This window comes from Haematospirillum sp. 15-248, assembly GCF_012102665.1.
Taxonomy (GTDB): Bacteria; Pseudomonadota; Alphaproteobacteria; order Rhodospirillales; family Rhodospirillaceae; genus Haematospirillum.
The window spans coordinates 93097-118391 of record NZ_JAAVTF010000004.1 but is presented as its reverse complement, the minus strand read 5'-3'; the positions used below and the strand labels follow the sequence as shown (position 1 = coordinate 118391).

22 protein-coding genes and 1 riboswitch are annotated in these 25295 nt (G+C 59.5%); of the genes, 6 read left to right on the top strand and 16 right to left on the bottom strand.

What is annotated here, in order from left to right:
- The first annotated feature begins 29 nt into the window (after positions 1–29).
- The 3 genes from addB to HEQ72_RS05820 all read left to right on the top strand — a co-directional run bounded on the left by addB (position 30) and on the right by HEQ72_RS05820 (position 7589).
- Positions 30–3005: a double-strand break repair protein AddB gene (addB, locus tag HEQ72_RS05830; protein ID WP_322099482.1), complete on the top strand. Its 2976-nt coding sequence runs from the start codon at positions 30–32 to the stop codon at positions 3003–3005.
- Positions 3002–6493 (top strand): double-strand break repair helicase AddA, encoded by a 3492-nt coding sequence (gene addA / locus HEQ72_RS05825; protein ID WP_168022841.1) that lies wholly within the window; start codon positions 3002–3004, stop codon positions 6491–6493. The genes addB and addA overlap by 4 nt, the downstream gene beginning before the upstream one ends.
- A gap of 67 nt (positions 6494–6560) precedes the next feature.
- On the top strand, positions 6561–7589 hold the full coding sequence (locus tag HEQ72_RS05820) for an NAD(P)/FAD-dependent oxidoreductase (protein ID WP_168020578.1): 1029 nt from the start codon (positions 6561–6563) through the stop codon (positions 7587–7589).
- A gap of 6 nt (positions 7590–7595) precedes the next feature.
- Here HEQ72_RS05820 and HEQ72_RS05815 read toward each other — a convergent pair whose 3' ends face one another.
- The 7 genes from HEQ72_RS05815 to rsmI all read right to left on the bottom strand — a co-directional run bounded on the left by HEQ72_RS05815 (position 7596) and on the right by rsmI (position 12550).
- Positions 7596–7856, bottom strand: coding sequence for an usg protein (locus tag HEQ72_RS05815; protein ID WP_168020577.1), 261 nt, complete (start codon positions 7854–7856; stop codon positions 7596–7598).
- A gap of 141 nt (positions 7857–7997) precedes the next feature.
- Positions 7998–8681, bottom strand: coding sequence for a LysE family translocator (locus tag HEQ72_RS05810; protein ID WP_322099221.1), 684 nt, complete (start codon positions 8679–8681; stop codon positions 7998–8000).
- 66 nt (positions 8682–8747) lie between these two features.
- Positions 8748–9698: a glutathione synthase gene (gene gshB, locus HEQ72_RS05805; RefSeq protein WP_168022840.1), complete on the bottom strand. Its 951-nt coding sequence runs from the start codon at positions 9696–9698 to the stop codon at positions 8748–8750.
- Between the two features lie 66 nt (positions 9699–9764).
- Positions 9765–10604 carry a SirB1 family protein gene (locus tag HEQ72_RS05800; protein WP_168022839.1) on the bottom strand — a complete coding sequence of 280 codons (840 nt, stop codon included), beginning with the start codon at positions 10602–10604 and terminating at the stop codon, positions 9765–9767.
- Complete coding sequence (locus tag HEQ72_RS05795) at positions 10604–11326, bottom strand: BON domain-containing protein (RefSeq protein ID WP_168022838.1); 723 nt, start codon at positions 11324–11326, stop codon at positions 10604–10606. The genes HEQ72_RS05800 and HEQ72_RS05795 overlap by 1 nt, the downstream gene beginning before the upstream one ends.
- Positions 11317–11694: a YraN family protein gene (locus HEQ72_RS05790; protein ID WP_168022837.1), complete on the bottom strand. Its 378-nt coding sequence runs from the start codon at positions 11692–11694 to the stop codon at positions 11317–11319. The genes HEQ72_RS05795 and HEQ72_RS05790 overlap by 10 nt, the downstream gene beginning before the upstream one ends.
- Entirely contained in the window at positions 11684–12550 is an 867-nt protein-coding gene (gene rsmI / locus HEQ72_RS05785) for a 16S rRNA (cytidine(1402)-2'-O)-methyltransferase (protein ID WP_322099222.1), read from the bottom strand. The genes HEQ72_RS05790 and rsmI overlap by 11 nt, the downstream gene beginning before the upstream one ends.
- A 68-nt stretch (positions 12551–12618) precedes the next feature.
- Between rsmI and HEQ72_RS05780 the strand changes: the two genes are divergently transcribed.
- Complete coding sequence (locus HEQ72_RS05780; protein WP_168022836.1) at positions 12619–13968, top strand: penicillin-binding protein activator; 1350 nt, start codon at positions 12619–12621, stop codon at positions 13966–13968.
- A gap of 18 nt (positions 13969–13986) precedes the next feature.
- Here HEQ72_RS05780 and HEQ72_RS05775 read toward each other — a convergent pair whose 3' ends face one another.
- The 5 genes from HEQ72_RS05775 to coaBC form a co-directional block, all read right to left on the bottom strand.
- Entirely contained in the window at positions 13987–14769 is a 783-nt protein-coding gene (locus HEQ72_RS05775; RefSeq protein ID WP_168020570.1) for a HesA/MoeB/ThiF family protein, read from the bottom strand.
- Between the two features lie 84 nt (positions 14770–14853).
- Positions 14854–15813 carry a cysteine synthase A gene (gene cysK, locus HEQ72_RS05770; protein ID WP_168020569.1) on the bottom strand — a complete coding sequence of 320 codons (960 nt, stop codon included), beginning with the start codon at positions 15811–15813 and terminating at the stop codon, positions 14854–14856.
- A 48-nt stretch (positions 15814–15861) separates the two neighbouring features.
- On the bottom strand, positions 15862–16314 hold the full coding sequence (locus HEQ72_RS05765; protein ID WP_168020568.1) for an RrF2 family transcriptional regulator: 453 nt from the start codon (positions 16312–16314) through the stop codon (positions 15862–15864).
- Positions 16308–16802 (bottom strand): dUTP diphosphatase, encoded by a 495-nt coding sequence (dut, locus tag HEQ72_RS05760; protein ID WP_168020567.1) that lies wholly within the window; start codon positions 16800–16802, stop codon positions 16308–16310. The genes HEQ72_RS05765 and dut overlap by 7 nt, the downstream gene beginning before the upstream one ends.
- Before the next feature lie 2 nt (positions 16803–16804).
- Positions 16805–18076, bottom strand: a complete 1272-nt coding sequence (coaBC, locus tag HEQ72_RS05755; protein WP_168020566.1) for a bifunctional phosphopantothenoylcysteine decarboxylase/phosphopantothenate--cysteine ligase CoaBC — start codon at positions 18074–18076, stop codon at positions 16805–16807.
- A 183-nt stretch (positions 18077–18259) separates the two neighbouring features.
- On the opposite strand from coaBC, the gene HEQ72_RS05750 reads away from it, so the two are divergent.
- Complete coding sequence (locus tag HEQ72_RS05750; RefSeq protein WP_168020565.1) at positions 18260–18736, top strand: DUF983 domain-containing protein; 477 nt, start codon at positions 18260–18262, stop codon at positions 18734–18736.
- A 46-nt stretch (positions 18737–18782) separates the two neighbouring features.
- A riboswitch (TPP riboswitch) is annotated at positions 18783–18912 on the top strand.
- Between the two features lie 73 nt (positions 18913–18985).
- The gene (gene thiC, locus HEQ72_RS05745) at positions 18986–20815 is read left to right on the top strand and encodes a phosphomethylpyrimidine synthase ThiC (protein WP_168022835.1); all 1830 of its coding nucleotides are present in this window, start codon (positions 18986–18988) and stop codon (positions 20813–20815) included.
- Positions 20816–20855: 40 nt separating this feature from the next.
- Here the strand turns inward: thiC and HEQ72_RS05740 are convergent, their stop codons facing one another.
- The 4 genes from HEQ72_RS05740 to HEQ72_RS05725 all read right to left on the bottom strand — a co-directional run bounded on the left by HEQ72_RS05740 (position 20856) and on the right by HEQ72_RS05725 (position 25237).
- A complete protein-coding gene (locus tag HEQ72_RS05740) occupies positions 20856–22226 on the bottom strand; it encodes an MATE family efflux transporter (protein ID WP_168022834.1) in 1371 nt (456 codons plus the stop codon).
- Between the two features lie 152 nt (positions 22227–22378).
- Positions 22379–22804 carry an iron response transcriptional regulator IrrA gene (gene irrA / locus HEQ72_RS05735; protein ID WP_168020562.1) on the bottom strand — a complete coding sequence of 142 codons (426 nt, stop codon included), beginning with the start codon at positions 22802–22804 and terminating at the stop codon, positions 22379–22381.
- Between the two features lie 71 nt (positions 22805–22875).
- Positions 22876–24276: an NAD(P)H-dependent flavin oxidoreductase gene (locus tag HEQ72_RS05730; RefSeq protein WP_168020560.1), complete on the bottom strand. Its 1401-nt coding sequence runs from the start codon at positions 24274–24276 to the stop codon at positions 22876–22878.
- A gap of 193 nt (positions 24277–24469) precedes the next feature.
- Positions 24470–25237 (bottom strand): glycerophosphodiester phosphodiesterase family protein, encoded by a 768-nt coding sequence (locus HEQ72_RS05725; RefSeq protein ID WP_168020558.1) that lies wholly within the window; start codon positions 25235–25237, stop codon positions 24470–24472.
- Between the last annotated feature and the right edge of the window lie 58 nt (positions 25238–25295).

Here is a 25295-nt window from a genome sequence, read left to right as displayed (position 1 = left end):
CGCTGCCTCCTATGCACCAAGATACCGGCGTGACCCTGCGGGGACCCCTTCTCAATATCCCCGCACGGTTTCCGTTCGCAGACACCTTGGCCTGCGGGTTGCTGGAGGAAACGGGCAGCGACCCGATGCAGCTGGCGGCCTACACCCTTCTGCTTCCCACACGCAGGGCTGTACGGACCCTGCGCGAGGCCTTCCTGCGCCAGTCGAACGGCAAGGCCCTTCTCCTCCCCCGCCTACTACCGGTTGCTGACCCGGATGAAATAACACTGCTACCCCTGTTGTCCGATACGTCCGCAACAGATGACAGTACAATAGACATCCGCCCCCCCATTTCTCCCCTGCATCGCCAGCTGCTGCTGACCCGTCTGATCCTGGCGGCACCGGCAACCGGCCAGGCCTACACCCCGGACCGGGCTGCCCTGTTGGCATCCGAACTGGCGCAACTCCTTGACCAGGTCCAGACCGAGGGACTGGGCTTTGATGCCCTGGAAAAACTGGTGCCGGAAGACTACGCCCGACACTGGCAAATTACGCTCGATTTCCTGAGCATTCTGACACGGCATTGGCCCGTCATCCTGGACAGCATGGGCTGCCTAGACCCTGCGGAACACCGGAACCACCTTTTGTTGGCCCGCGCCCGCGCCTGGCAGACAACGCCACCGTCCGGTCCGATCCTTGCTGCAGGCATTACCGGATCCATACCGGCCGTGGCCAGCCTCCTTGCCACCATAACGACGCTGCCACAGGGACGCGTTGTTCTCCCCGGACTGGATCGCGACCTGGATGCAGACAGCTGGGAGGCCATTGACGAAAGCCATCCCCAACATGCGCTCAAGCGCCTGCTGGACCGGCTTGGGAAAAACCGTGATGCTGTGCATGACTGGCCCTGCGTAGAGAGCATACGCACGGCAAACCCGGACCGGGAACGCCTGTGCAGCGAACTGATGCGCCCGGCCTCGACAACCCACACATGGCGCCATATCAAACCCCTGGCAGAAGAAGCCGTACAAGGCATAACCCGCCTTGACTGCCCGTCCCCGCGGGAAGAGGCTTTGGCAATTGCCCTGTTGATGCGCCATACCCTGTCGATACCGGAGCGTACCTGTGCCTTGGTGACGCCGGACAGGGACCTTGCCCGACGGGTAGCAGCAGATCTGACCCGCTGGGGCATTATGGTTGATGATTCAGCCGGTCGCCCCCTGGCCGTCACCCCCCCCGGGGCGTTTCTCCGGCTGGGGGCCGATATGGTCGCCCAGCGCTTTGCCCCTGTTCCGCTGCTCGCCCTTCTGAAGCACCCACTGTGCAGTGCCGGACTGGATGCCGCCGTGTTCCGGGATAGCGTCAGGCGTCTGGAGCTGAGCGTTCTGCGCGGTGTCCGGCCTGCCCCGGGGATTGCGGGCCTGCGGGCTGCGGCTCTGGCATCCGGGGCCATGGATGAAAGCTTGTCCACTCTCCTGGATGCACTGGAGCGCTGCTGCGCGGATTTTATCGCCCTGATGGCCGAACAGGATGTACCCCTGCATATCCTGCTGGAATCGCACATGCGGATGGCCGAAGCCCTGGCCACAACACCGGACAGACCCGGCCCCCTGTGGCTGTGGGATGCCGATGCCGGTATGGCCGCAGCATCCTTTGCCGCTGATCTGGCAGAGCACGCTGCTGTGCTGGGGCAGATCCGTCCGCAGGCCTATCCCGGCCTGCTGGATGCCCTGATGCGTGGCCGTACCGTACGCACCCGTTTTGGCAGTCACCCCCGCCTGGATATCCTTGGCCCCATGGAAGCCCGCCTGCATCAGGCGGATGTCATGATTGTGGGAAGCCTGAACGAAGAGGTCTGGCCTCCCCGTCCCGGATCAGATCCGTGGATGAGCCGCCCGATGCGGACAGCATTCGGGCTTCCCCTGCCGGAACAGAAGGTCGGGCATACGGCGCATGACCTGGTGACGGTGCTTGGCTCCCCCCATGTCGTCCTGACCCGCTCCCTGAAGGCAGAAGGCACACCAACTGTTCCTTCACGCTGGCTCTTGCGTCTTGAAACGGTCCTGTCCGCTGTCGGCCTTGCCCTTCCGGAGCCGGAGCATCCATGGCTGAAATGGGCTGAACTGTTTGACCGCCCTGAACAGATGATACCTGTACGGCGCCCGGCCCCCCGCCCTCCGGTCGAATCAAGGCCACGTGCCCTATCCGCAACCCGGATTGAAACGTGGATGCGCGACCCTTATGCCATCTATGCCCGCCATATTCTGGGGCTGCGCCCCCTTGATCCTCTGGATGCCCAGCCCGGCCCGGCTGACTACGGAACTTTGGTGCACAGGGCTCTGGAAGATTTCATACGACGCTTCCCGCACGCCTTGCCTGCCGATCCAGAGGCTGAACTGCTGGCCAGTGGGCAGAAGGTGTTTGCCGATACCATCGCCCGGCCATCCGTCCAAGCCTTCTGGTGGCCCCGGTTTGAACGGCTGGCCCGCTGGTTTGCCATCCAGGAGCAAGGGCGGCGGAATATGATACGGGAAACATTCGTGGAGATATCCGGAAGCCTGGATCTGGGCGACTTCGTTCTGACCGCCAAGGCTGACCGGATTGACCTGTTGGAGGATGGCAGCCTGGTCATCGTGGACTACAAGACCGGGGCCCCGCCCTCTGCCCGTGAAGTGGCAGCCGGTTTCTCACCCCAACTGCCACTGGAAGCCTTGATTGCACACCACGGCGGTTTCCCCGGCATTCCTGCCGGACGGACGATCACATCTCTCCTGTACTGGCACCTGAAAGGCTCTGCCAACGGAGGAGAGGAACGAAACGCCTGTGGCCATGGACTGTCACCGGATACCCTGGCCAAACAGGCTCTGGAAGGGTTGAGAGGGTTGATCGATGCCTTCTCCCACCCCGATACACCTTACGAGGCACGCCCCCACCCCGGAAAGGCACCGGCTTGGTCAGACTGGCTGCACCTGGCCCGGGTCAGGGAGTGGGCGGCTGCCGGCGATGCCGATGGAGGTGAGGCATGAAAACCATGGGGGTCCGTGCCGGCGAGGCCCAGAAAAAAGCAGCCAACCCGGCCATTTCGGCATGGGTGGGGGCCAATGCCGGAACCGGAAAGACCAAGGTGCTGACCGACCGGGTCCTGAACCTGATGCTGTCGGGCAGTGCACCCGAGCGTATTCTGTGCCTGACCTTCACCCGGGCAGCAGCGGCGGAAATGTCCACGCGTCTGGCCCGAACACTTTCTGAATGGGCCATTGCAACAGATGAACATCTGGAACACGCCCTGACGGCCCTGCTCGGGTGTTCGCCGGATCAGAAAACCTGCGACACGGCGCGGCGCCTGTTTGCCCGGATGCTGGATGTGCCGGGAGGCATGAAAATCCAGACGATCCACGCCTTCTGCCAGGCACTTCTGCGGCGCTTTCCCCTGGAGGCAGGGATCGCTCCCCACTTTGCCGTCATGGAAGACCGTGATGCCGCCACACTGATGCTTGAAGCCCGGGAACACATTCTTCTGGCAGCCCGACAAGACGAAACATCGGACCTTCACTCTGCATTGGCTCTTGTAACCAGCCATGTTCATGAAGATGCGTTCAATGCCCTGATGGCCGATATCGCAACCCACCGGGGGCGGCTGTCGCGACTTCTGGTACAGGGGCTGGAGCCCGTAGCCTTCCGCCTTGCCCAGCGCCTGGGACTGGATATCAACGATACACCGGACCGGATCCTGGAGCAGGCTGCCCGGGATGACTATGTACCTGTTGCGCAGCTGAAGAACCTTGCCATGGCCCTGGCCCGGGGGGGAAAGACCGACCTTGAGGCAGCAGAGCGGATAACCGGCTGGCTTGCCTCTGAAACCCCGGAACGTTGCGCCACGTGGTCGGACTATGGCCGTGCCTTCCTGACAGCGGACGGGGAACCACGGTCACGGTCCCGTTTCCCCTCCAAGGCTGTGCGGGAGAACAACCTGGAAACGCTGGATGCGGAAACAGAACGAATTGTCCGCACCAACACCCGCCTGAAAGCCGCCGTCACGTTCAGGGCGACACTGGCCCTGCTGACACTGGCCAAGTCCATGACGGCAGAGTACCAGATCCGCAAGGAGCGGGCGGGGAAGATGGACTTTGATGACCTGATTCTCACGACACGCCGGCTTCTACAGCACGCCGATACGGCAGCCTGGGTTCTCTACAAACTTGACGGCGGCCTGGATCATGTCCTGATTGACGAGGCGCAGGATACCAATCCGGACCAATGGGCTGTCATCAAGGCTCTGGTATCTGATTTCTTCGACGGACACGGGCGGGACCGCCCACAGGGAAACCGCACCCTTTTCGCGGTGGGGGACCGCAAGCAGTCCATCTACTCTTTCCAGGGGGCGGACCCGGATGAATTCGACCGCAGCCGCGCCCTTTTTGCCTACATGGTCCCGCAATCCGGTTATCCGTTCGAGGATATCACCCTGGATGTTTCTTTCCGTTCCACAGCAGCTATCCTTCAGGCTGTTGATGCGGTCTTCCGGCAAAGCCACGCAGTCGATGGTGTTGCCGCAGCCGGGGAACCAGTCAGCCACCATCCGTTCCGGACGGGACAGGGGGGATTGGTGGAACTCTGGCCGCCTGTCCCTGCAACAGCCTTGGAAGAGCCTCCACCATGGAAACCGCCTGTCGAACGCATCCGGGGCGAGAGCGCACCATCCCGGCTGGCCCGGTTGCTGGCACGACGTATCCAGCGGATGACCAATGGCAGCGACACGCTGGAAAGCCAAGGACGGCCGGTTCGCCCCGGTGATATCCTGGTTCTGGTACGACGGCGCAGTGGGTTTGTTGATGATCTGGTCCGTTGCCTGAAAGATCTGGATATCCCGGTGGCGGGCGTCGACAGGATGGTCCTGACCGAACAGATGGCGGTCATGGACCTGATCGCACTGGGATACAGCCTGCTGTTGCCCGAAGATGACCTGACCTTGGCCTGTGTACTGAAAGGCCCTATTTTGGGCCTGACAGAGGAGCAGCTGTTCACGGTTTCCCACGGACGCCAACGCGGTGTCAGCCTGTGGCGATCCCTGCGCGAACACCGTGACCAAGATCCGGCCTTTGCATCGGCCTGGGCAACCCTGCGTGGATTGATGGAGAAAGCAGACTTTCTGCCGCCCTTCGAACTATTCAGCCACATTGTGGGGCCGTTGGGCGGTCGCAGCAAACTACTGGCCCGGTTGGGACCCGATGCCGCCGACCCGATAGACGAATTCCTGAACCTTGCCCTGGCCTATGACCGCGGCCACCCTCCGAACCTACAAGCCTTCCTGCACTGGCTGGAAACCGGTTCCCAGGATATCCGCCGCGATCTGGAGGAAAATGACAACACTGGCCCAGGTGCGGTACGCATCATGACCGTACACGGCTCCAAGGGCCTTCAGGCCCCGGTTGTTTTTCTGCCGGATACCCGCCAGATACCGACCCGGGTACCAGCTCTTCTCTGGGACGAGTCAAGCAATGACGAACACCCCGTCATGCTCTGGCCACCATCCGCAGCATTCCGAGAGCCTGTGACCGAGGCCCTGGTTACAGCAGAACGAACGGCCGCAGCCCGGGAATACCGTCGCCTGCTTTACGTGGCCATGACACGGGCTGAGGACAGACTCTACATCTGCGGCTGGGACACCCGGCGCGAATCCCCGGAAGACAGTTGGTACAACCTGATCCAGAGTGCCCTGGCCCCGCTGGCCGAAACAGTCCGGGACCCGTTCCTGGAAGCGGATGGAACCCTTGAGACACCAACCGTGCTGCGGTTGTCCTGCCCACAGGTTGTTCCCCCGCGAACACGGGAACACAGGGCCGAAGCCCTGGCCACGGTTTCCAAAGTTCCGTCCCTGCTGCGCATCCTGCCTGCTGCAGAACCGGTGCCCTCACGACCCCTGATGCCATCACGTCCCCCGGTCGCCGACCCACCGGCCACCTCACCCCTCCTGCATGGACCACAAGACGAAAACCGTCGGCAGCGGGGCAAGATCATTCACACCCTCCTGCAATACCTGCCGGAACGGGAACAGGCTGTCAGGGAACACGCGGCCGGAATCTTCCTGTCCCGTCCGGTCTGGAGGCTGGATCCGGCTGAGCAGGATATCATCCTGCAACAGGTCATGACCGTCCTGAACACACCCTCTTTTGTACACCTCTTTGGCCCAAGGTCCCTGGCCGAGGTTCCTGTTTCGGGTGTCATCGGAAAGACCAGTATATCCGGGGTGATTGACCGCCTTCTGGTCGAAAACGATATAGTGACAGCGGTGGATTTCAAATCCGGCCACCATCCGCCACGACATGTTCATGACGTGCCGGAAGCCTATTTGTTCCAGATGGCTGCCTACCGGGCTGTTCTGCGCAAGATCTGGCCAGAGCGTGACATACAATGCGCGCTGTTGTGGACAGAGGGCCCGTGGCTTATGCCCCTGCCCTGCGATCTTCTGGATGCAGCCCTGCCAGCCGACCCGGCGATGAACCAAACAACTTGATTGCCGGGCACGAACAGTTCACTCTGTCGCCCCCGTTTTCCCGCATGTCACCAGGACAGGCTTGTTCATGACCGAAACCATACACCATACAGATGCCCTGATCGTAGGAGCCGGCCCCGTTGGTCTGTTCACCGTCTTCCAGTGCGGTATGGTCCGCATTCGCTGTCATGTTGTGGACGTTCTCGATACCGTGGGCGGGCAGTGCACTGCGCTGTACCCGGAAAAGCCTATCTATGACATCCCGGGCTTTCCATCCGTTATGGCCGGGGATCTTGTCGATCACCTGCAACAGCAGGCGGCACCCTTCAATCCGGTCTTTCATCTGGGGCAGCAGGTCACCGGCCTGACCCGTGGGGAAAACGGACGCTGGCTGGCGACTACAAGCAAAGGGACACGGATCAGTGCTGCCGTGGTAATTATAGCCGCCGGTGCCGGTGCCTTTGGCCCCAATCGTCCGCCCCTGGAAGGGATTGAGCAGTACGAGGGGCATTCCGTTTTCTACTTTGTAGCCAAGCGGGAACACTTCCGGAACAAGCGCGTGGTGATCGCCGGCGGGGGGGATTCTGCCGTGGACTGGGCCCTGTCACTGTCAGATATTGCCGCCCGTGTCCACGTTGTCCACAGGCGGCCCAAATTCCGCTGCGCCCCGGAAAGCGCCGCCCGACTGCAGTCTTTGGCAGAGACCGGAGCCATTGATCTGGTTGTGCCCTGCCAACTATCTGCCCTGCATGGAGAGAACGGCGTTCTCCACCGTGTTGATGTTGTTGATATGGATGGACAGACCCGAAGCCTGGAAGCCGATGCGTTGCTGCCGTTCTTTGGCTTGGCGACCGAGCTGGGCCCGATTGCCCAGTGGGGCTTGGGTATGGAACGCAACACAATCCGTATCGATCCGACCACAGCGGCAACAAATATCGAGGGGATTTTCGCCGTCGGCGACGTCTGCAGTTATCCGCACAAGCTGAAGCTGATCCTGACCGGGTTTGCCGAGGCAGCACAAGCCGCGCATGCAGCCTATCCGCTGGTCTTCCCCGGTGAGGCGCTGCACTTCCAGCATTCCACATCCGGCGGAATCCCGGCACTGGCAGGAAGCTGAGGGCGGTCAGTTCAGCCGCAATTCCGTATCAACACCTCGCCATTCTCCCGGGGTAATGAGCTCGCAGCCGGAAACCCGTACAGAATGGAGGCGCCCCTCGATCTCCCGCTCCCAGAAATGAAGGAAACGGTGGAGTTCGGGGTAGCGGGGTGCAACATCGTAGAACTGCCAGACAAACTCCTGCAGGACGGAGGGGTGGTCTGGCAGGTGATACAGGATAAACGCCGTGGTCAGCCGGTAGTCCTGAAGCTGAAGACGCAGGGACATGAAGAACCTCCCGTACTGTGGGAAGACACACATGCGGCCCGCGCTGCCGCAGAATTCATTGTTCCGGATAGAACGGCAAAGTCAACGATCTGATCTGTCAGCACTCAGTCAGCTTGGCTGCCAAAAGACAGACAACAAGGACTAGCCAAGATAAAAAAGGCTGAGCAGGGCTGCCACACCGGACAGGAACAAAAGCCCGCCTGCACAAAGGTTAAGCCGCGTCAGCCACACAGGGCTAAAGCGGTGCCGAACAGCCCCGGCCAGCGCCGAAAGCGTAAACCACCACAAGGCTGACCCGGCAAAAACCCCGGCAACAAGGGTAAAGGCCCGGGCTGGGCTTTCACCGGCCCGGACCGAACCAAGAGAGGCAAACACAGCCATAAAGGCCAGAATTGTGGCTGGATTTGTCAGGGTCAGCAACAATGTGGCTGTGAAGTCACGCCAGAGACCGGGGTGAAGTCCGGATTCAGCCCGTAACTCCGGCGGTGGCTGGCGCCATGTCCTGATGCCCAGAACCAGAAGAACGGACCCGCCAACGAGCGACAACGCCTCGCGGTATTCCATCAGGAAGCCGGAAACCAGTGACAGGCCGAAACCGGCAACCGCGCCATAGAAGGTATCAGCCACAGCAGCCCCGAGACCGGCGACAAAAGCGGCGGCACGACCGTCATTCAGGGCCAGGCGGATGCACATGATCCCCACAGGTCCAACCGGAGCTGCGATCAGAAAACCAACGATCATACCTTCCAGAAACAGCATCAGGGATCGCCATTCTTCCAGTAAAAGACATGGGCTGTGGCCCAAATCGAAAAGAAGCGGGACCATATCAGCCCCATCTTACAGAAGACAGGCAAAATCAGAACGTTGTCAAAAGAAATACCAGCCGGAACATCAGGCAGGCCGGGTCCGGCGCGATTCAATGGCATCCCAGACAAGAGAGGCGATATCTGTCCCGTCAAAACGCCGAATCTCCTGGATCCCGGTCGGGCTGGTCACGTTGATCTCTGTCAGCCAGTCCCCGATCACATCAATACCGGCCAGAATCAGGCCCCGTGATTTCAGCTCCGGTCCAATGGTCGCACAAATGTACTCTTCACGTGGGGTCAGTTCAGCCGGAACAGGTTTGCCTCCCGCATGCATGTTGGACCGGGCATCACCATCAGCCGGGATACGGTTCAAGGCACCGACAGGCTTGCCATCCACCAGAATAATACGCTTGTCGCCCTTGCGTACCTCGGGCAGGTAGCGCTGGATCATCAAAGGCTCGCGGGACTGCTGGAAGAACATGTCAAGAAGTGATCCCAGATTCTCGTCATCAGGCTTCAGATGAAAGACACCCGCACCGCCATTGCCATACAGCGGCTTGAGAATAATGTCCCGGTGCTCGGCCCGGAAGGCCCGGATAGCATCTGGATCAGCAGAAACAAGGGTCGGCGGCATCAACCCCGGGAAACGGGTCAGGAACAGTTTCTCCGGGGCATTGCGCACTTCTACCGGATCATTGACGACCAAGGTGCGGGGATGAATTTTCTCCAGTAAGTGAGTATTGGTAATGTAACTCATGTCAAACGGTGGATCCTGACGCAGCAGAACCACATCCACAGCAGACAGGTCCAGGGTCTCGGCAGGCCCCAGGGTAAAGTGGTTCCCCCGCTCGCGGCGCACGATCAGGGCACGGGCACAGGCCGTAACCACCCCATCACGGAAGCTGAGATCACGTGGCTGGTAGTGCCACAGCCGATGCCCCCGGGACTGGGCGCATTCCGCCAGGGCAAACGTGGTGTCCCCATCGATGGAAACAGACTCCATCGGATCCATCTGAACGGCAACAGCAAGACTCATGTAGGCAACATCCATTCTGAACAGGACGCAAAAGGGTCCACGGTAAAAAGTGCCCCCATACTCGGCTCAAGACCGCCCCTGACGCAACTCTTCCATCACACGGGCAATACTGTCCCGGTCCGGTCCCGGAGGGGCAATACCAAGATAACGTTCCAGAGCTGTCAGGGCGCTGTCCAGGTCACCAAGACGCATATGCATCAAACCGCCTTCCCGCCACAGACGAAAATCGGACGGGGCAATCAGAAGCATTCTCTGGACCGCAGCCAAGGCTGTTGGATAGTCCCCCTCCTGCAGGGCACGCAGACGGATGTTCCCCTGTAGGCGCAACAGGATCTCGCGGTTGGTAACCGGAGCATAGGCCTCGGGGGCCAGCTCGGCTCCCTGCCCCTTGACGCTTTTGTACAAGGCTCGCAAATCAGCCGGTGAAATCTCGACACCATCGTGGAACGGATCCATGATGACACGGTCCCCGGCATTACCGCACACACGGATCAGGAAGTGCCCCGGGAACGCCAGGCCATCGGCATCCCAACCCAGTTTGCGGGCCACATGCAGATACAGGATCCCCAAGGTAACCGGCAGTCCCTTGCGCCGGTCTATCACCTGCATCAGGTCGGCATTGTCCAGATCTTCGTACGTTTCGACATCACCGTGATAATGCCAGCGGTCAACCAGAACAAACCGCAGGATCTCGCTCCGCCGGCGGGCACCCTCCGGCATTGACGCCCGGCCAGCTTCGCGCAGGGCTTCCGCAACCAGGATACCAAGATGGGTGACATAAGACTCAAAGCAACGTCCGGGCCGGGCTGTGTCTGCCAAGGCAAGGGCCGCCATGGCAAGATCCAATGCATGATCATCAACCGCCGACAAGGTGTCGAGAATATGGTCCGTGACCGGATTTGCCATCAAAGCCCTCCCTCGGGGAAATCCGTCGCCAAACGGGTTCCGGATGCAAGACGACGCCCGTCCGTACGCAGCACCGCAAGATTGACCACATCCCGCACATACCCTGCTGAACGGCACCAGTCCAGGACCCGGGACAACTCTTCCTGATTCTGGGCAATGCCCATCAGGTAGACAACGCGATCCACGACATCGACCGAGAAATTGATGGCGCGGATCTGGGCATCAAACATAAGTGCAGAGCGGATCTCTGCCGCAATCAGTGTATCTCTCAGGGTCACGACAGGGCGCAGGTATTCGGTATCCTCATCCGGAGACAAGCGGCGGATACGATCAATAACCTCGATGACCGGGCGGGGTGATGCAGCCAGACGCACAGCAACACGGGCCTTTTTGGGATCTTCGGTCATACCGGTCAGAAGCACACGGCGCTCGAAGACTGTTACATCAATGTCGGTTATCAGCGCGTGGTCCTCCTCCAGAAACAGACGCTGGATCTCTGTATAGATCCAGGCATCCGTGGCGACGCCTTCAATCCCGCGCTCTTCACGCGCCGCAGAAACAAGGGACGAGGCCGCACCAACAAGAACCCCCTGCTTGGTACACCCCGGTGTCAAAAACAGGGCAAGCAGGAGAAAAAAGACCGGGACCAAGCCGTTATACCCGCGTGCTTTTTGCCTCATACAGGCATTGTGCAGCGAATAAGAATCAAAAACTACCCCCAAGGGCGCCAAGCATCCGGAACATGTTGCGGGCATCCGGACCGCGGGACAACAACATCAAAGCGAACCCCCTGACAGGATACATCCCCATGGCAGGACATCCACATTTCTGCCGCACGCTCAAGGCGACATCGCTGACGGGATGACAGCGCCTCCAGGGCATCCGGCACGTGATCCCTCGCTTTCACCTCGACAAAGGCAACAAGGTTCTTCCGGCAGACAATCAAATCAAGCTCACCGACCCCGCTGCCACGCTCACCACGGATATTCCGGCCCAGAACGCGCCAGCCCATCAGCTCCATGAACACAGCCGCAACCTGCTCGGCCTGGCGACCACGGACTGATGACCCGGAACAGCCCTCAGTCACCATGCATGTGTCCCGGCGTTGTCAATTCCAGGGCCCGCGCGTAGACATCACGCCTCTTTACACCGGTCTGCCCCGCAACCAAGGACACTGCATCCCGTATCGACAGGGTTTGCAGCGACTGCCGCAAAAGGGCATCGATATCGTCTGCGGAGACAGGCTCGCCGGTGTCGGACGGAGGCCCTACGACTACCACAACCTCGCCACGCGGTGCCCCCTCCTGCTCATACAGGGCGGACAGCTCCGGCAGGGCCCCACGCCGTACATCTTCATACAGCTTTGTCAGCTCACGACAGACTGCGGCCGGGCGATCACCCAGAACAGCCGCCATATCGGCCAGACTTTCGGGCAAGCGATGAACGGACTCGTAAAAAACAAGTGTTGCCGGAACCGCTGCCAGGGAAGCGAACAGGTCCCGTCTTGCCTTTGAACGGGACGGCGGAAAACCGGCAAAAAGAAAACGGTCCGTCGGCAGGCCGGCAACCATAAGCGCTGTCAGCAACGCCGAAGCACCGGGAACCGGAATGACAGACAGGCCCTGATCGGCAGCGCTGCGGACCAGTTTGTATCCGGGGTCGGAAATCAGCGGTGTTCCAGCATCGGAGACAAGGACAACAGCCTCGCCACCGGCCACACGAGCCAGAAGCTGCGGACGGATCCGGTCCGCATTATGCTCGTGATAAGCCAGAAGAGGCACAGACATACCCAGCCGCTTGAGCATGGCCCCGGTGACCCGGGTATCCTCGCACGCAACAACATCTGCGCCCGCCAGAACACGACAGGCCCGTTCCGTAATATCGCCCATATTGCCAATCGGTGTGGCAACAATATACAGGCCGGCAGACAGCGTCCGTTCTGGCACAGGTTTACTAACGGCATCATGACCGCTAGCATGGCCTTCTCTTTTTCCAGTGGCACCGGAGGTTAACCGTGCACCTTTCTTCTTTCCCGGGGAGTCGGGTTTCACGTTATCCTGCCTGTCTCAAGCGGCTTGTGGCACTGGCCAGTATCATGACCCTTGCTCTTGTTGCCGGTTGCAAAGGCATAGACCTAGCATCCCCACCGCACGGGGAGAAGACCCCGTCACAGACAGAGAGCGGAAAATCTGTCACCCGGCAGGATCTCCTCCAGGGAAAAACAAAGGTCGCCATTCTGGTTCCCCTGAGTGGTGAAACCGGAAAGACCGGAGAGTCCATTGTCAATGCGGCCCAGCTGGCTCTGTTTGACATGGGCGGCGATTCAACATCCCTGCATCCCTATGATACAGCCGGTACACCTGACGGTGCCAGACGGGCTGCCGAACGCGCGATTACCGACGGGGCATCAATCCTGATCGGCCCCCTGTTCTCTTCTGAAGTCAAGGCTATTGCCACGCAGGTTCAGAGTGCCGGCGTTCCGGCCCTGACCCTGACAACAGACCCCACAGCAGCTGAACACGGCATATATGTTGCTGGTTTCCTGATTCGGGAACAAGCCACACGCGTTGTTTCCTACGCCCGTGAACAAGGGCTGACCCGCTTTGCGGTCCTGTCCACCGACACACCATTCGGACGGGCAATGGCCGGTGCCTACGAGCAGGCTGTCATGGAAGCGGGCGGCACACTGGTCAATACCCTGCTGCGCACAACGGGGGAAGATGCCCGGTCCAGAATCGCCACGCTGACATCTTTCCAAGCCCGGGTTGCCGAGCGGAACCGACAACTGAAGAGTCTGGAAAACAAGACCGATCCGGAGTCCGTAAAACTTGCCGCCGCACTGCAAATCCGTGAAACAGCGGGGGCCCTGCCGTTCGACGCCCTTCTGATGACATCTTCGGGCACAGACCTGATGGAAGATCTTGCCCTTCTGGCCAGCGTTGATGTCACATCCTCCAACGTTCGTATGATCGGCCCCATGCTGTGGAACGAAGGTACCACCCGGACAGACCCAGGCCTGCGCGGGGCATGGTATCCGGCTTCGCCTCCTGCGGCGCGGGGGCTTTTTATCAACCGCTACCAGGAAGCCTTTGGCAAGCCGCCATCGAGCCAAATTGCCAGCCTGGGCTACGATCTGACCGCACTGGCAGCACGCCTGTCCGCCATGGCAGCACACCCCGGGCAAGCCTTTCGTCCCGAGAAACTGACAGATCCGTCTGGCTTTGAAGGATGGGATGGCCTGTTCCGCTTCCGCCCCGACGGAATTGTCGAACGTGGACTGGCTGTCATGGAAATCCAGCCAGCGGGTCCACAGGTTGTTTCACCGGCCCCGGGAACCTTCAACCGCAAAAGCCCGGGAAGCTGAGGCAGGCAACATACAACGTCAGAGAATAAGCCCGGAATTGGCAGAAGCTGGTTCCGGGCATAGCGGGCATTCCGGATCACGATGCGCCGTGATTGTTCTCATCCGGGCGCACAGGGCGTCATACACAAGGACCCGGCCACACAACCCCTCACCAATCCCCAGAAGCTCTTTCAGAATCTCAGTCGCCTGCAACGTTCCCAGCACACCTGCCACAGCCCCCAGAATACCGGCCTCGGCACAGGAGGGACCGTCTCCGGCAGGGGGCGGCTCGCGGAACAGACAACGACAACACGGCCCCTCCCCACCGGGACGAACCGTCCACAACTGCCCTTGAAACTGCAGCACCGCAGCACTGACCAATGTTTTGCCGCCACGCACAGCCGTATCGTTAACCAGGAAACGGGTTTCAAAATTATCGGAACAATCGGCAATCAGGTCATAGCCGGAAAACAGATCCTGAACGTTGTCCGGCAGCAATCGTTCAACAACCGCTTCAACCCTCACATCCGGGTTCAGGTCCCGGATGGTCCGGCACGCGCTGTCAACCTTGTGCTTCCCGACACGGTCCGTTGTATGGGCGATCTGACGCTGCAGATTGGACAGGTCAACCCGGTCATCATCAACAATCCCCAACGTCCCCACACCGGCGGCAGCCAGATACATCAGGACAGGAGACCCAAGCCCCCCTGCCCCCACCACCAGGACACGGGATGACAAAAGGGCATCTTGTCCCCTGACCCCGACCTGGGGCAGGAGGATGTGTCTGGCATAACGACGGACCTGTTCTTCGGTAAAATCCATGAGAAGAACCATACAACGGCAGGAAAAAGGAAGGGCACACACGCCCGGTACAGATATGGCCCAGAGTCCTGCCCCTGTCGAGGATCAACTGTCCTCGAACAAGGCTGTTGACAGATAACGTTCGGCAAAGCTTGGCAGAATGACGACGATCTTTTTCCCGGAAAAGGCCGGGCGAGCTGCAACTTCCAGCGCAGCAGCCAATGCGGCTCCACCGGAAATACCAACGGGGACCCCTTCCAGACGGGCAACCTTGCGCGCCATGGCAAAAGATGTCTCGTTACCAATTTGCAGGATTTCATCATAAGCTGATGTGTTCAGGATAGACGGCACAAAGCCGGCACCAATCCCCTGAATCTTGTGTGGACCCGGCATACCGCCTGAAAGGACCGGGCTGTCTTCCGGTTCAACGGCAACAATATGGATCCCGGAACGCCGGGCTTTCAGAACCTCCCCGATACCGGTTATGGTCCCGCCGGTTCCAATGCCGGAAACAACAACATCGACCTCACCCGCCGTATCAGCCCATATTTCCTCGGCCGTTGTCGCCCGGTGCACGGCAGGGTTGGCCGGGTTGTCAAACTGGCGCAGCATAACAGATCCCGGGATTTCCTTCAGAAGTTCCACCGCACGGGCAACGGCCCGCTTCATTCCTTCTGCGGCCGGCGTCAGCTCCAGCTTCGCCCCCAGATGCCGCAGCATCTTGCGCCGCTCCACAGACATACTGTCGGGCATGGTCAGAATCAGGGGATATCCCTTGGCCGCAGCAACAAAAGCCAAGGCGATGCCCGTATTGCCCGAGGTCGCTTCTATCAGGACAGTCCCCCTCCGGATATGCCCCTCGGCCTCCAGGGCTTCCACCATGGCCACGCCAATGCGGTCCTTGACTGATGCCAGAGGGTTGAAGAACTCACACTTGCCCAGAATATCGGCATGAACACCGGCATCAGCCGCCAGACGCCTCAGACGAACCAGCGGCGTGGCGCCAATTGTATCGAGGATACTGTCGTAAATACGACCACGGAACGAAGCTGTCACGGATGTCATCAATATCCCCCTTGCTGTACAGTATTTCAGGTACCGTCATCACAACTCTCAGATTGTGAAATCGATACCGTGTCCCGCCTCGGGGAAAAGACCTTCCCGACGCGCACGCAAACACAAGTCATCAATAGAAACAGCCTCAAGACGCTTCATCAGGGCATCCTGCATATCATCCCAGAGCGGGCGCACCACCATCTGCCCAAGAGCTGAATCCGGAAGAGTATCGTGTGTACCTTCTTCTTCCATTTCCTGAACAGCACGCAGGACGGCACCAACCGTAATACGCCGCCTTTCAAGGGCCAGACGATACCCGCCACGAGGTCCGCGAACCCCCTGCAGCAAACCAGAACGCACCAGGTGCTGCAGGGATTTTTCCAGATAACGGCGGGGAATGCCCTGCCTGTGATTGATATCCTGGCTTTGAACAGGCTGCCCGCCCGCGTGACAGGCAATGTCGAGAACAGCCACAAGGGCAAACCACGCTTTGCGTGATGGCTTCAACACGACAGAACGACCCTGTCCTCCTGTGCACGGGTACCGGTTGACCCAAAACCACCTTCACCCCGGTCTGTTGCGGGAAGCGTTTCAACCTCGGCCCATACGGCACGGGTCACAGGGGCAAAGATGACCTGCGCAATACGCATGCCGTGTTCAATAACAAAGGGCTCATCACCCAGATTGACCAGAATAACCTTTACCTCGCCGCGATAGTCGGCATCGATGGTGCCCGGTGTATTCAGGACCGTCACGCCGTGTTTGGCCGCCAACCCGGAACGCGGGCGAACCTGGGCCTCGAAGCCAGCCGGCAACGCAAACGCAAGACCGGTCGGCACCAGGGCGCGCTTGCCGGGTTCAAGTGTCACGGCACTCTCCAAGGCCGCAAACATATCCATACCGGCAGACAGCTCCGTCGCACACGCTGGCAGGGGCAGGTCGGATCCATGCGGCAAACGAACCACGGAAACGCGAATGGTCGGAGCAGATGTTGTCATTGTCAGGAAACCTTCTCGGCAGAAGAGGAAACAGATGGGGCGCATCCAAGGGCAGAGGCAACAGACCGGGCCAGACGGGCCGCCACCTCGGTCTTGTCCATGGCAGGCCAGGATTCTTCAGTTGTTTCAGTAACAAGATACACGGTGTTGCGCATGCCCCCGAACGTACCGGTCCCCGGGGAGACATCGTTCGCACATATCCAGTCGCATCCCTTGCGTTGCCGCTTGGCGCGGGCCTGCTCAACCAGACCACCGGTTTCAGCCGCAAAGCCGATCACCAGACGTGGCCGATGTGGACCCGGTCGGGACAAGGTCGCCAGAATATCCGGATTGGGGTGCAAAGTCAGGGACAACGGCGCAGGGTCCTGCCCCTTCTTGATCTTGGACGATGTGTAATGTGCGTACCAGTCTGCAACAGCAGCCACACAAACGGCAACATCAACCCTGCCCTCCTCGATCACGGACAGGCAGGCCTGCAACATCTCGCGGGCAGACTGGACAGGCACAGCGGATACCCCAGACGGGACCGGAAGGGAGACCGGTCCGTGGACCAGGGTCACATCAGCCCCCAACGCTGCCAGAGCCGCAGCGACAGCATGGCCCTGACGCCCGGAAGAATGGTTGCTGATGAAACGCACCGGATCAATGGCCTCTATCGTTGGCCCACTGGTCACCAAGGCTCTCAGGCCCGCTAGAACAGACCTGGATTCATGCAGCCGGAAATGAGCCTCCACCGCCGCGACAATTCCGGGTACTTCGGCCATGCGGCCAACACCATACTCCCCGCATGCCAGTTCACCGACACCGGGTTCAATAATACGGATCCCACGCTCCAGAAGCGTACTGCGGTTCGCCTGCGTTGCCGGGTGTTCCCACATCCTGGTATTCATGGCTGGCGCAATCATGACCGGCTTGTCCGTCGCCAGAAGAACCGTAGACGCCAAATCATCTGCCAGGCCAGTTGCCATGCGCGCCATCAAGCTTGCCGTGCAGGGGGCAACCAGAACCAGATCTGCGTCCCGCGACAAGCGGATATGGCCCATCTGGGCTTCATCTGTCAGGGAAAATAAATCCTGGTACACCGTATCACCCGAAAGGGCCGAGACGGTGAGTGGCGTAACAAACTGGGCCGCTGCCTGGGTCATCACGCACCGCACAGAGAACCCGCGCTCACGCAGGCTCCGTATCAGGTCTGGTGCCTTGCAGGCTGCAATTCCGCCCGACAGGACAAGCAGAATGCGCCGACCACAAGCCGTTTGTTCTGGTGTGCCCACGGCACTCTCCCCGAAAAGACACGTGCGTCTTGTAGATACGGCCTTTTAACCACCGTTTCAACCGCTGTTCCGCCTTCACGCCAACCGGAACAGGGCGCATGCTGCAAAGCGGGGAGCAATACCACCAGCAACGAACCGTAGCAATCCGCCACTCTCATGCCACCGGGAGCACCAGAACACACCATGCCCACTGAACACCATGAACAAGGCCCGACCAACACGAACAGCAAGCCGACACCCAGCAACTGGGAAAAGGAGTGGGAGAAACACCAGCACCAGAACCGGACACTGCGCGCACAGCGTCCACTGTGGCGCTCTGTCTGGCGGGGGCTGAACCTGCGTTGCCCTTGCTGCGGCAACCATCCCCTGCTTGCATCCTATCTTGGTGCTGTTCCGTCTTGCACCGGATGTGGCGAAGTCTTTGACCACATCCGAACCGACGACCTGGCCCCATGGGTCACCATTCTTTTTCTGGGACATGTTCTGTTGCCCGCCGTCATTTCCGTGGAAAAACTGTTTGAGCCACCCCTCTGGGCCCACTTCCTGATCTGGATGCCGATCGGGGCCGAAATGGTCCGCACAGCCCTGCCCCGGGCCAAGGGTGCCGTGCTTGGCTTGATGTGGTCGCTGAACCTGCAGGGCGACGAGCACCAGCACTGAATTCCGTTGTCGTGATTGACAGGAGCAGGGCAGACCGCCATCCTGTCGCTGTTCCGAGGGGTGCCCCCGTCCGTTTTTCACATCCGGGCCAAGGCGCTGAGATCTGGCTGACTGGCCGGAAACCCTTTGAACCTGATCCGGGTCATACCGGCGGAGGGACAGGAACAGCAAGGAGCTGACACAGCTTCCGTGCCCCCCTGCTTCGCGTGTATCCGGTTGTGTCCGAAACTATCCGCAGGGGGAGACCTGATGAATTCTGTCCTTCAACCTTTCCAGAGCGCAGCCATTACCGTCGGACCACTCCCGGGGTCCCGGAAAGTCCACGTTCCTGGCCCATCGGGAAGCCGCATCCCGTTCCGGGAAGTCGCGCTCGACCCCTCGTGCCATGAACCCCCGGTACGGCTGTATGACACATCGGGCCCCTACACCGATCCGGATGTCCAGATTGCCATCGACAAGGGCCTGCCCGATATCCGCAGCGGCTGGATCGAGGCCCGCAAGGATACCGAAAGCTATACCGGCAGATCTGTCCTTCCCGAAGACAACGGGCATGCCGCCGGCATCCACAGCGTGCCTGAATTTCCTCACAAGCGGGCACCCCGTCGCGCCTGCAACGGACATAACGTCACCCAGATGCACTACGCCCGACGCGGCATCATCACCCCGGAAATGGAATTTGTCGCCATCCGGGAGAACCTGTTGCGCCAACAGGCCCGGGAAACCATCGACCGGCTTGGACCCCGTGACGGTGTGCCCTGGGATTCCGCCATCCCCGATGACATCACGCCTGACTGGGTGCGACAGGAAGTTGCGGAAGGACGGGCCATCATTCCGGCCAACATCAACCACACCGAACTGGAACCGATGGCTATCGGGCGGAACTTTCTGGTCAAGATCAACGCCAACATCGGTAACTCTGCCGTAACATCGGGCGTGGCCGAAGAAGTGGAGAAGCTGGTCTGGGCCATCCGCTGGGGCGCTGATACGGTCATGGACCTGTCAACCGGCCGCAACATCCACAACATCCGCGAATGGATCCTGCGCAACAGCCCGGTTCCCATCGGAACAGTCCCCATCTACCAGGCTCTGGAGAAAGTAGGTGGCATTGCGGAAGACCTGACCTGGGATATTTTCCGCGATACACTGATCGAGCAATGCGAACAGGGCGTGGACTACTTCACCATTCACGCCGGCGTGCGCCTGGCTTACATCCCGATGACCGTTGACCGCGTTACCGGCATTGTATCGCGCGGTGGTTCCATCATGGCAAAGTGGTGCCTGGCCCATCACCGCGAGAACTTCCTGTACACGCATTTTGATGACATCTGTGCGATCATGAAGGCCTATGACGTGTCGTTCTCTCTCGGAGACGGGCTGCGTCCGGGATCAACAGCCGATGCCAATGACCGGGCACAGTTTGCAGAACTGGAAACACTGGGCGAGCTGACCCGCATTGCATGGGACCACGATGTCCAGGTCATGATCGAAGGTCCCGGCCATGTACCCATGCACAAGGTGCAGGACAACATGGTCAAACAGAAGCAATTCTGCGGCGATGCCCCGTTCTATACCCTTGGCCCCCTGGTCACCGATATTGCACCCGGATACGACCACATTACCTCGGCCATCGGAGCGGCCATGATCGGCTGGTTCGGGACATCCATGCTGTGTTACGTCACCCCCAAGGAGCACCTTGGCCTGCCCGACCGTGAAGATGTACGTTCCGGCGTTGTAACCTATCGTATTGCGGCCCATGCGGCTGACCTTGCCAAGGGCCACCCGGCGGCCAGGGTCCGTGACGACGCCCTGTCACGGGCACGGTTCGAATTCCGCTGGATGGACCAGTTCCACCTGTCTCTGGATCCGGAAAAGGCGAAGGAATTCCACGACCAGACTCTTCCGAAGGAAGCGCACAAAACAGCCCACTTCTGTTCCATGTGTGGTCCGAAATTCTGTTCGATGAAGATTACACAGGATATCCGCAACGAAGCCCGACGGGAGATAGAGCAGGGCATGCAGACCATGAGCCAGACATTCCGCGAACATGGTGCGGAACTGTACACACCGGCAGACAGCTGACGTCAGGCAGGGAAGGCTCTGGACAGCAGGAGCCTTCCCGTCAGCGTGCAGGCAGCATGGCCCAACGGTCCCGACGTATCCAGCGGACCATCAGCATCAGGGCAACACATCCCAGGCCAATTGCCAACCCATACCATATTCCAGCCCCCCCCAGACCAAGGGGGAACGCCATCAGGGCAGCAAGGGGAAGACCAAGCACCCAGAATCCTGTTCCCATGCAAATCATCGGGACCGTTGCATCCTTGAGGCCACGCAAAACACCCGACGAAACACTCTGGATTCCGTCAAAGATCTGGAACAGGGCACATATCTGCAAATACGCCGTTGCAAGGCCAAGAACCTGTTCCGACCCACGTGTGTTTTTCCCCATAAACAGGGCTACAATCACATCGGGAAACAGAACAACACACGCTGCACACAGGGCCATGAAAGCCATACCCATGGACAGGGGAACCCAGCCTGCGCGGGTTATGGCCGCTGTATTCAGGGCACCACGAGCCAGACCAACCCGAACAGTTGCCGCCTGTGACAAACCCACGGGCACCATGTACAGAACTGTGATGGCATTGATAACAATCGCGTGTGCCGCCAGCTCCAGTGGCCCCACAAGGCCCATCATGAATGTCGCTGTTGTAAAGGCACAAAACTCAAGACCGTATGCTGCCACAACGGGTACAGCAAAACGGAGAAGTTCAAAGAAACGAGACCAGTCATGCCTCCAGATCTCAACAAACAAACCAAAGCGCCGCAGCCTTGGATGAAGAAGAACATACAACAACAACGCCAGGCACATCAGGATATCCACGGTGACCGTCGCCAGGGCAGCCCCCCTGATACCAAGCGGCTCACAGCCTGCATTGCCATAGATCAGTATCCAGTTGAGTGCTGCATTCAAGGGAATAGCCACCGCTGTCACCACCATGGACACAAGTGGATACCCCAAGGTCGTACACAAGGAGCGCAAAACCAGAAAGCCCCATAGCGGCAACATACCCCACAGGCTTACCTGAACATAGTCCGCAGCCATCACGGCCAATAAGGGCTGCTGCCCGATCGCAAGGAAGAAGTTCTCAGCGTAACTCATACCGAACCAGACCGGTATGACAGACAGCACGACAATCCAGAATGCCTGGCGCGCTGTTCTTCGGGTTTCACGAATGCGATGGAGTCCCCTTCCCAAGGCAATGGCAACCATGGCTGATACCGCAGCACCAAGACCAAAACCGACAGGAATAGCCAGACAGAGAAAGCTGGTGGCAAGAGAAGAGGCTGCGACAGCATCGGGCCCCAGGCGTCCGATCATCATGACACCGACAGTGCCCATGACAACCTGGGTCAGCCCGCCCAGAATCAGGGGCCAGGCAAGAACCGAGGTGGCAACCAGCTCGGACCGCCATGATACAGGCAGCATGCAGACACCCTCCGGACCCATATGAAGAGTTGTACGTGTGCCACGAAACCGTGTTGATGTACAGCACCCCGGTCCATTCATGGAGCCGTGCACGATTCTATGCTTGGCGATCCATCACACCAGAAAAGACAGAAGAGCCCGCTTCCGCCCCATCAACCGGCAACCCGGATGACAACATCCACACCGACAATGCGGCATCCGTCTGGCGGATCAGGCAGCTGGGCCAGAACAACCTGGTTCCACTGGACGTCGCGCAATTCACCGGACTGTTCAAAATAAAAGTGATGGTGCGCACCAGTATTCGTATCAAAACAGGACCGTCCGGATTCAACCGTTATTTCCCGCAATAACCCCGCATCCGTAAACTGGTGCAACGTGTTGTAAACCGTTGCCAAGGACACACGAACCTGATGGTCCATGGCTTCTGTATGCAGCTCCTCGGCGGATACATGGCGATGGCGGGAACCATCTCCGAACAGAAGCCGGGCAAGGGCCAGACGCTGACGGGTCGGCCGAAGCCCCGCAGCCCGCAGCTGCTCCGACAAGGCGGGGCGATCTGTCTGTGCTTTTATCGGCATGCCATTACTCTTGTCCACATCCTGCAACCCTTCCGGCACCGGGGTACACCCCGGCACCGGAAGATCTGCAATCAGTCGCCAGCCAGGATCCGTTCCACAAGCTGGGAAACTGTTGGTATGAACCCATTCTGGTAGAACGGATCCTCCCCGAAACGATACGCATTATGCCCTGCAAACATCAACTCATGTTCTGGATCTGCCCCATGAGCAATGCTCTGCAGGGTTTTCTGTATACAGAAGCTGCGCGGATCTGCCGGCCTGCCCGTTGAGTACCCGTCGCCATGCTGGGACCAGTTGGAGAATGAACAGGCAGAAAGACAGCCCATACAGTTCTTCTGGTCTGTCATGATCTGCCGGGCATCAGCCTCGGTCACAAAAACCATTGTATTATCGGGGGTTCGTATTCCCTGCGTAAAGCCTTGCTCCACCCATTCAAGAACCTTGGCGCGATCTTGGGGCGCAACATAAATGTCACGCCCACGGGCACCAACTTGAACCGCCTCGCTGAGGCCCTCAGCAGCTTCACGGGCATAAGAAATCTGCCGCCCACTGCGCACTTCCAGATCCTGCAGGAATGGATTGCGAACAGCCGATGAATAGAAGCCCGTTGGACTGAAGCGATGCAAAAGGATATCGCCCTGCTTGAGGGTCAGCAAGCGACGCTTCCAAGCATCGGATATCGGGCTTTCACGGGTCAACAGAGGCCGGGTCCCGAACTGGAATGCAACCGGCCCGATCTCTGGATTATCAAGCCAGTCCGCCCATTCCCGCAGGAACCAGACACCACCCGCCATGAAGACCGGAACTTCAGGAGCTCCAAGAGAACGCATCATATCCCGCAGCTCCCGTACACGGGGGTACGGATCCTGGGGTTGCAGCGGATCTTCAACATTGGAAAGACCGTTATGACCACCAGCGAGCCACGGATCCTCGTAAACAACACCGCCCAGCCATTCGGGGATCTTGTGATAGCTGCGCTTCCACAGCGCCCGGAACGCACGGGCCGACGAGACAATCGGGTAGTACCAGACCTTGTGGGCTGCGGCAATTTCGGCAACCCGATAGGGCATACCCGCACCACACGTTACGCCGTGTATCAAGCCGGACGCACCAGCCAGCGCCCCTTCCAGGATACGCTCTGCCCCACCCATTTCCCACAGGACATTCATGTGCAGCCGTCCTTGGCCACCTGATATGTCGTGGGCTATACGCGCCTGGGCAACAGCACCACGTATTCCCATGGCAACCAATTCTTCGTGACGTTCAGCACGAGTCTTGCCGTTGTAGACAGCGGGCACAAGCTTCCCGTTCTCGTCATAGAAGTCAGCATTGACACCAGAGAAAGTGCCAACCGCCCCGGCTGCGGCAAAAGCCCCGGCGGAGGTTCCGGTTGAAACGGCAATGCCCTTGCCGCCCTCAACAACGGGATGAACCTCACGCCCCGAAATAACAACGGGGTTTACAGGTTTCACAGTTCTTACTCCCATGCTTCGGATGCCTCAGACTGAAAACGGATCGCATGCCTTGACGGTCCAGTTATTCAACACTGCTACACCCAGGGGCCTTCGTGGTCCCTTGTTATGATAAGTCGGAACAACCCGGCCACAGCGCATACAACGCTTGAGCCGAACTGACCCGGGAGAATAACGGGGAATCAAGGGGACCCTACCCCTTTACCCCAACCCCGGCACGCAAAAGCGCACCCGGATCATCGCTGATGATGGCGGAGACACCGCTGCAAAGCAACTCTTGTGCACGAACCGGATCATTTACCGTCCAGATGGCAACCTCATACCCGACCTTGCGAACGGTTTGCACTGCCGCCATATCCAACCCCTCATACCCAAGATTGACAGACTTCAATCCAAGGTCACGGGCCAGCGCCAGCCAGTCATCCGGCAAACGGTCCGCAATCAACCCCAGAGGCCACCCCGGTGCAAGGTCAGATGCATATTCCAGGATCGTGCAGTCAAAGGAAGAAAGAAGAGGCAACAAACGATCGGAAGGCCACATGGACTCCAGAACAGAAACAACAGCCCGGACCATGTCAGCCTCATAACCCGGGGAAGGCTTCAGCTCCAGGTTAAGACCCACTCCCAGCTCCAGAAGAAGATCAATGGTCTCTTCCAGAGTTGGAACAGACTCACCCCGAAAATCGGAGGAAAACCAAAGACCCGCATCCAAAGCAGAAAGATGATCAAGGTATGCCGAAGAAACCGGCCCGCAACCGTCTGTTGTCCGGTCCAGGGTATCGTCATGCAAGAGCACACAGCGCCCATCTGCCGTCAGCCTGACATCAAGCTCGACCATACCAGCCCCGTCAATCGCCGCACGGCGTATGGAGGCGAGGGTGTTTTCAGGGGCAAGGGCACAAGCCCCCCGATGCCCGACAACACGGGGGAAAGCATATGCCGGAGAAGGTACAGGGGTCATGGCTGTGACAAAAACTCCCTCCCCCGGATTAGACTACAAACAGAGGGGTGGGAACGCA

What these genes read in the sequence shown, in the direction of transcription:
- HEQ72_RS05820 (WP_168020578.1), top strand. Translation starts at nt 6,561, where the DNA reads ATGACCGAAACCATACACCATACAGATGCCCTGATCGTAGGAGCCGGC.
- HEQ72_RS05810 (WP_322099221.1), bottom strand. Translation starts at nt 8,681, where the DNA reads ATGGTCCCGCTTCTTTTCGATTTGGGCCACAGCCCATGTCTTTTACTG.
- cysK (WP_168020569.1), bottom strand. Translation starts at nt 15,813, where the DNA reads ATGACATCCGTGACAGCTTCGTTCCGTGGTCGTATTTACGACAGTATC.
- irrA (WP_168020562.1), bottom strand. Translation starts at nt 22,804, where the DNA reads ATGCCGATAAAAGCACAGACAGATCGCCCCGCCTTGTCGGAGCAGCTG.
- thiC (WP_168022835.1), top strand. Translation starts at nt 18,986, where the DNA reads ATGAATTCTGTCCTTCAACCTTTCCAGAGCGCAGCCATTACCGTCGGA.
- HEQ72_RS05750 (WP_168020565.1), top strand. Translation starts at nt 18,260, where the DNA reads ATGCCCACTGAACACCATGAACAAGGCCCGACCAACACGAACAGCAAG.
- dut (WP_168020567.1), bottom strand. Translation starts at nt 16,802, where the DNA reads ATGACAACATCTGCTCCGACCATTCGCGTTTCCGTGGTTCGTTTGCCG.
- HEQ72_RS05815 (WP_168020577.1), bottom strand. Translation starts at nt 7,856, where the DNA reads ATGTCCCTGCGTCTTCAGCTTCAGGACTACCGGCTGACCACGGCGTTT.
- HEQ72_RS05775 (WP_168020570.1), bottom strand. Translation starts at nt 14,769, where the DNA reads ATGGATTTTACCGAAGAACAGGTCCGTCGTTATGCCAGACACATCCTC.
- HEQ72_RS05790 (WP_168022837.1), bottom strand. Translation starts at nt 11,694, where the DNA reads ATGGTGACTGAGGGCTGTTCCGGGTCATCAGTCCGTGGTCGCCAGGCC.
- HEQ72_RS05800 (WP_168022839.1), bottom strand. Translation starts at nt 10,604, where the DNA reads ATGGCAAATCCGGTCACGGACCATATTCTCGACACCTTGTCGGCGGTT.
- addA (WP_168022841.1), top strand. Translation starts at nt 3,002, where the DNA reads ATGAAAACCATGGGGGTCCGTGCCGGCGAGGCCCAGAAAAAAGCAGCC.
- HEQ72_RS05740 (WP_168022834.1), bottom strand. Translation starts at nt 22,226, where the DNA reads ATGCTGCCTGTATCATGGCGGTCCGAGCTGGTTGCCACCTCGGTTCTT.
- HEQ72_RS05725 (WP_168020558.1), bottom strand. Translation starts at nt 25,237, where the DNA reads ATGACCCCTGTACCTTCTCCGGCATATGCTTTCCCCCGTGTTGTCGGG.
- gshB (WP_168022840.1), bottom strand. Translation starts at nt 9,698, where the DNA reads ATGAGTCTTGCTGTTGCCGTTCAGATGGATCCGATGGAGTCTGTTTCC.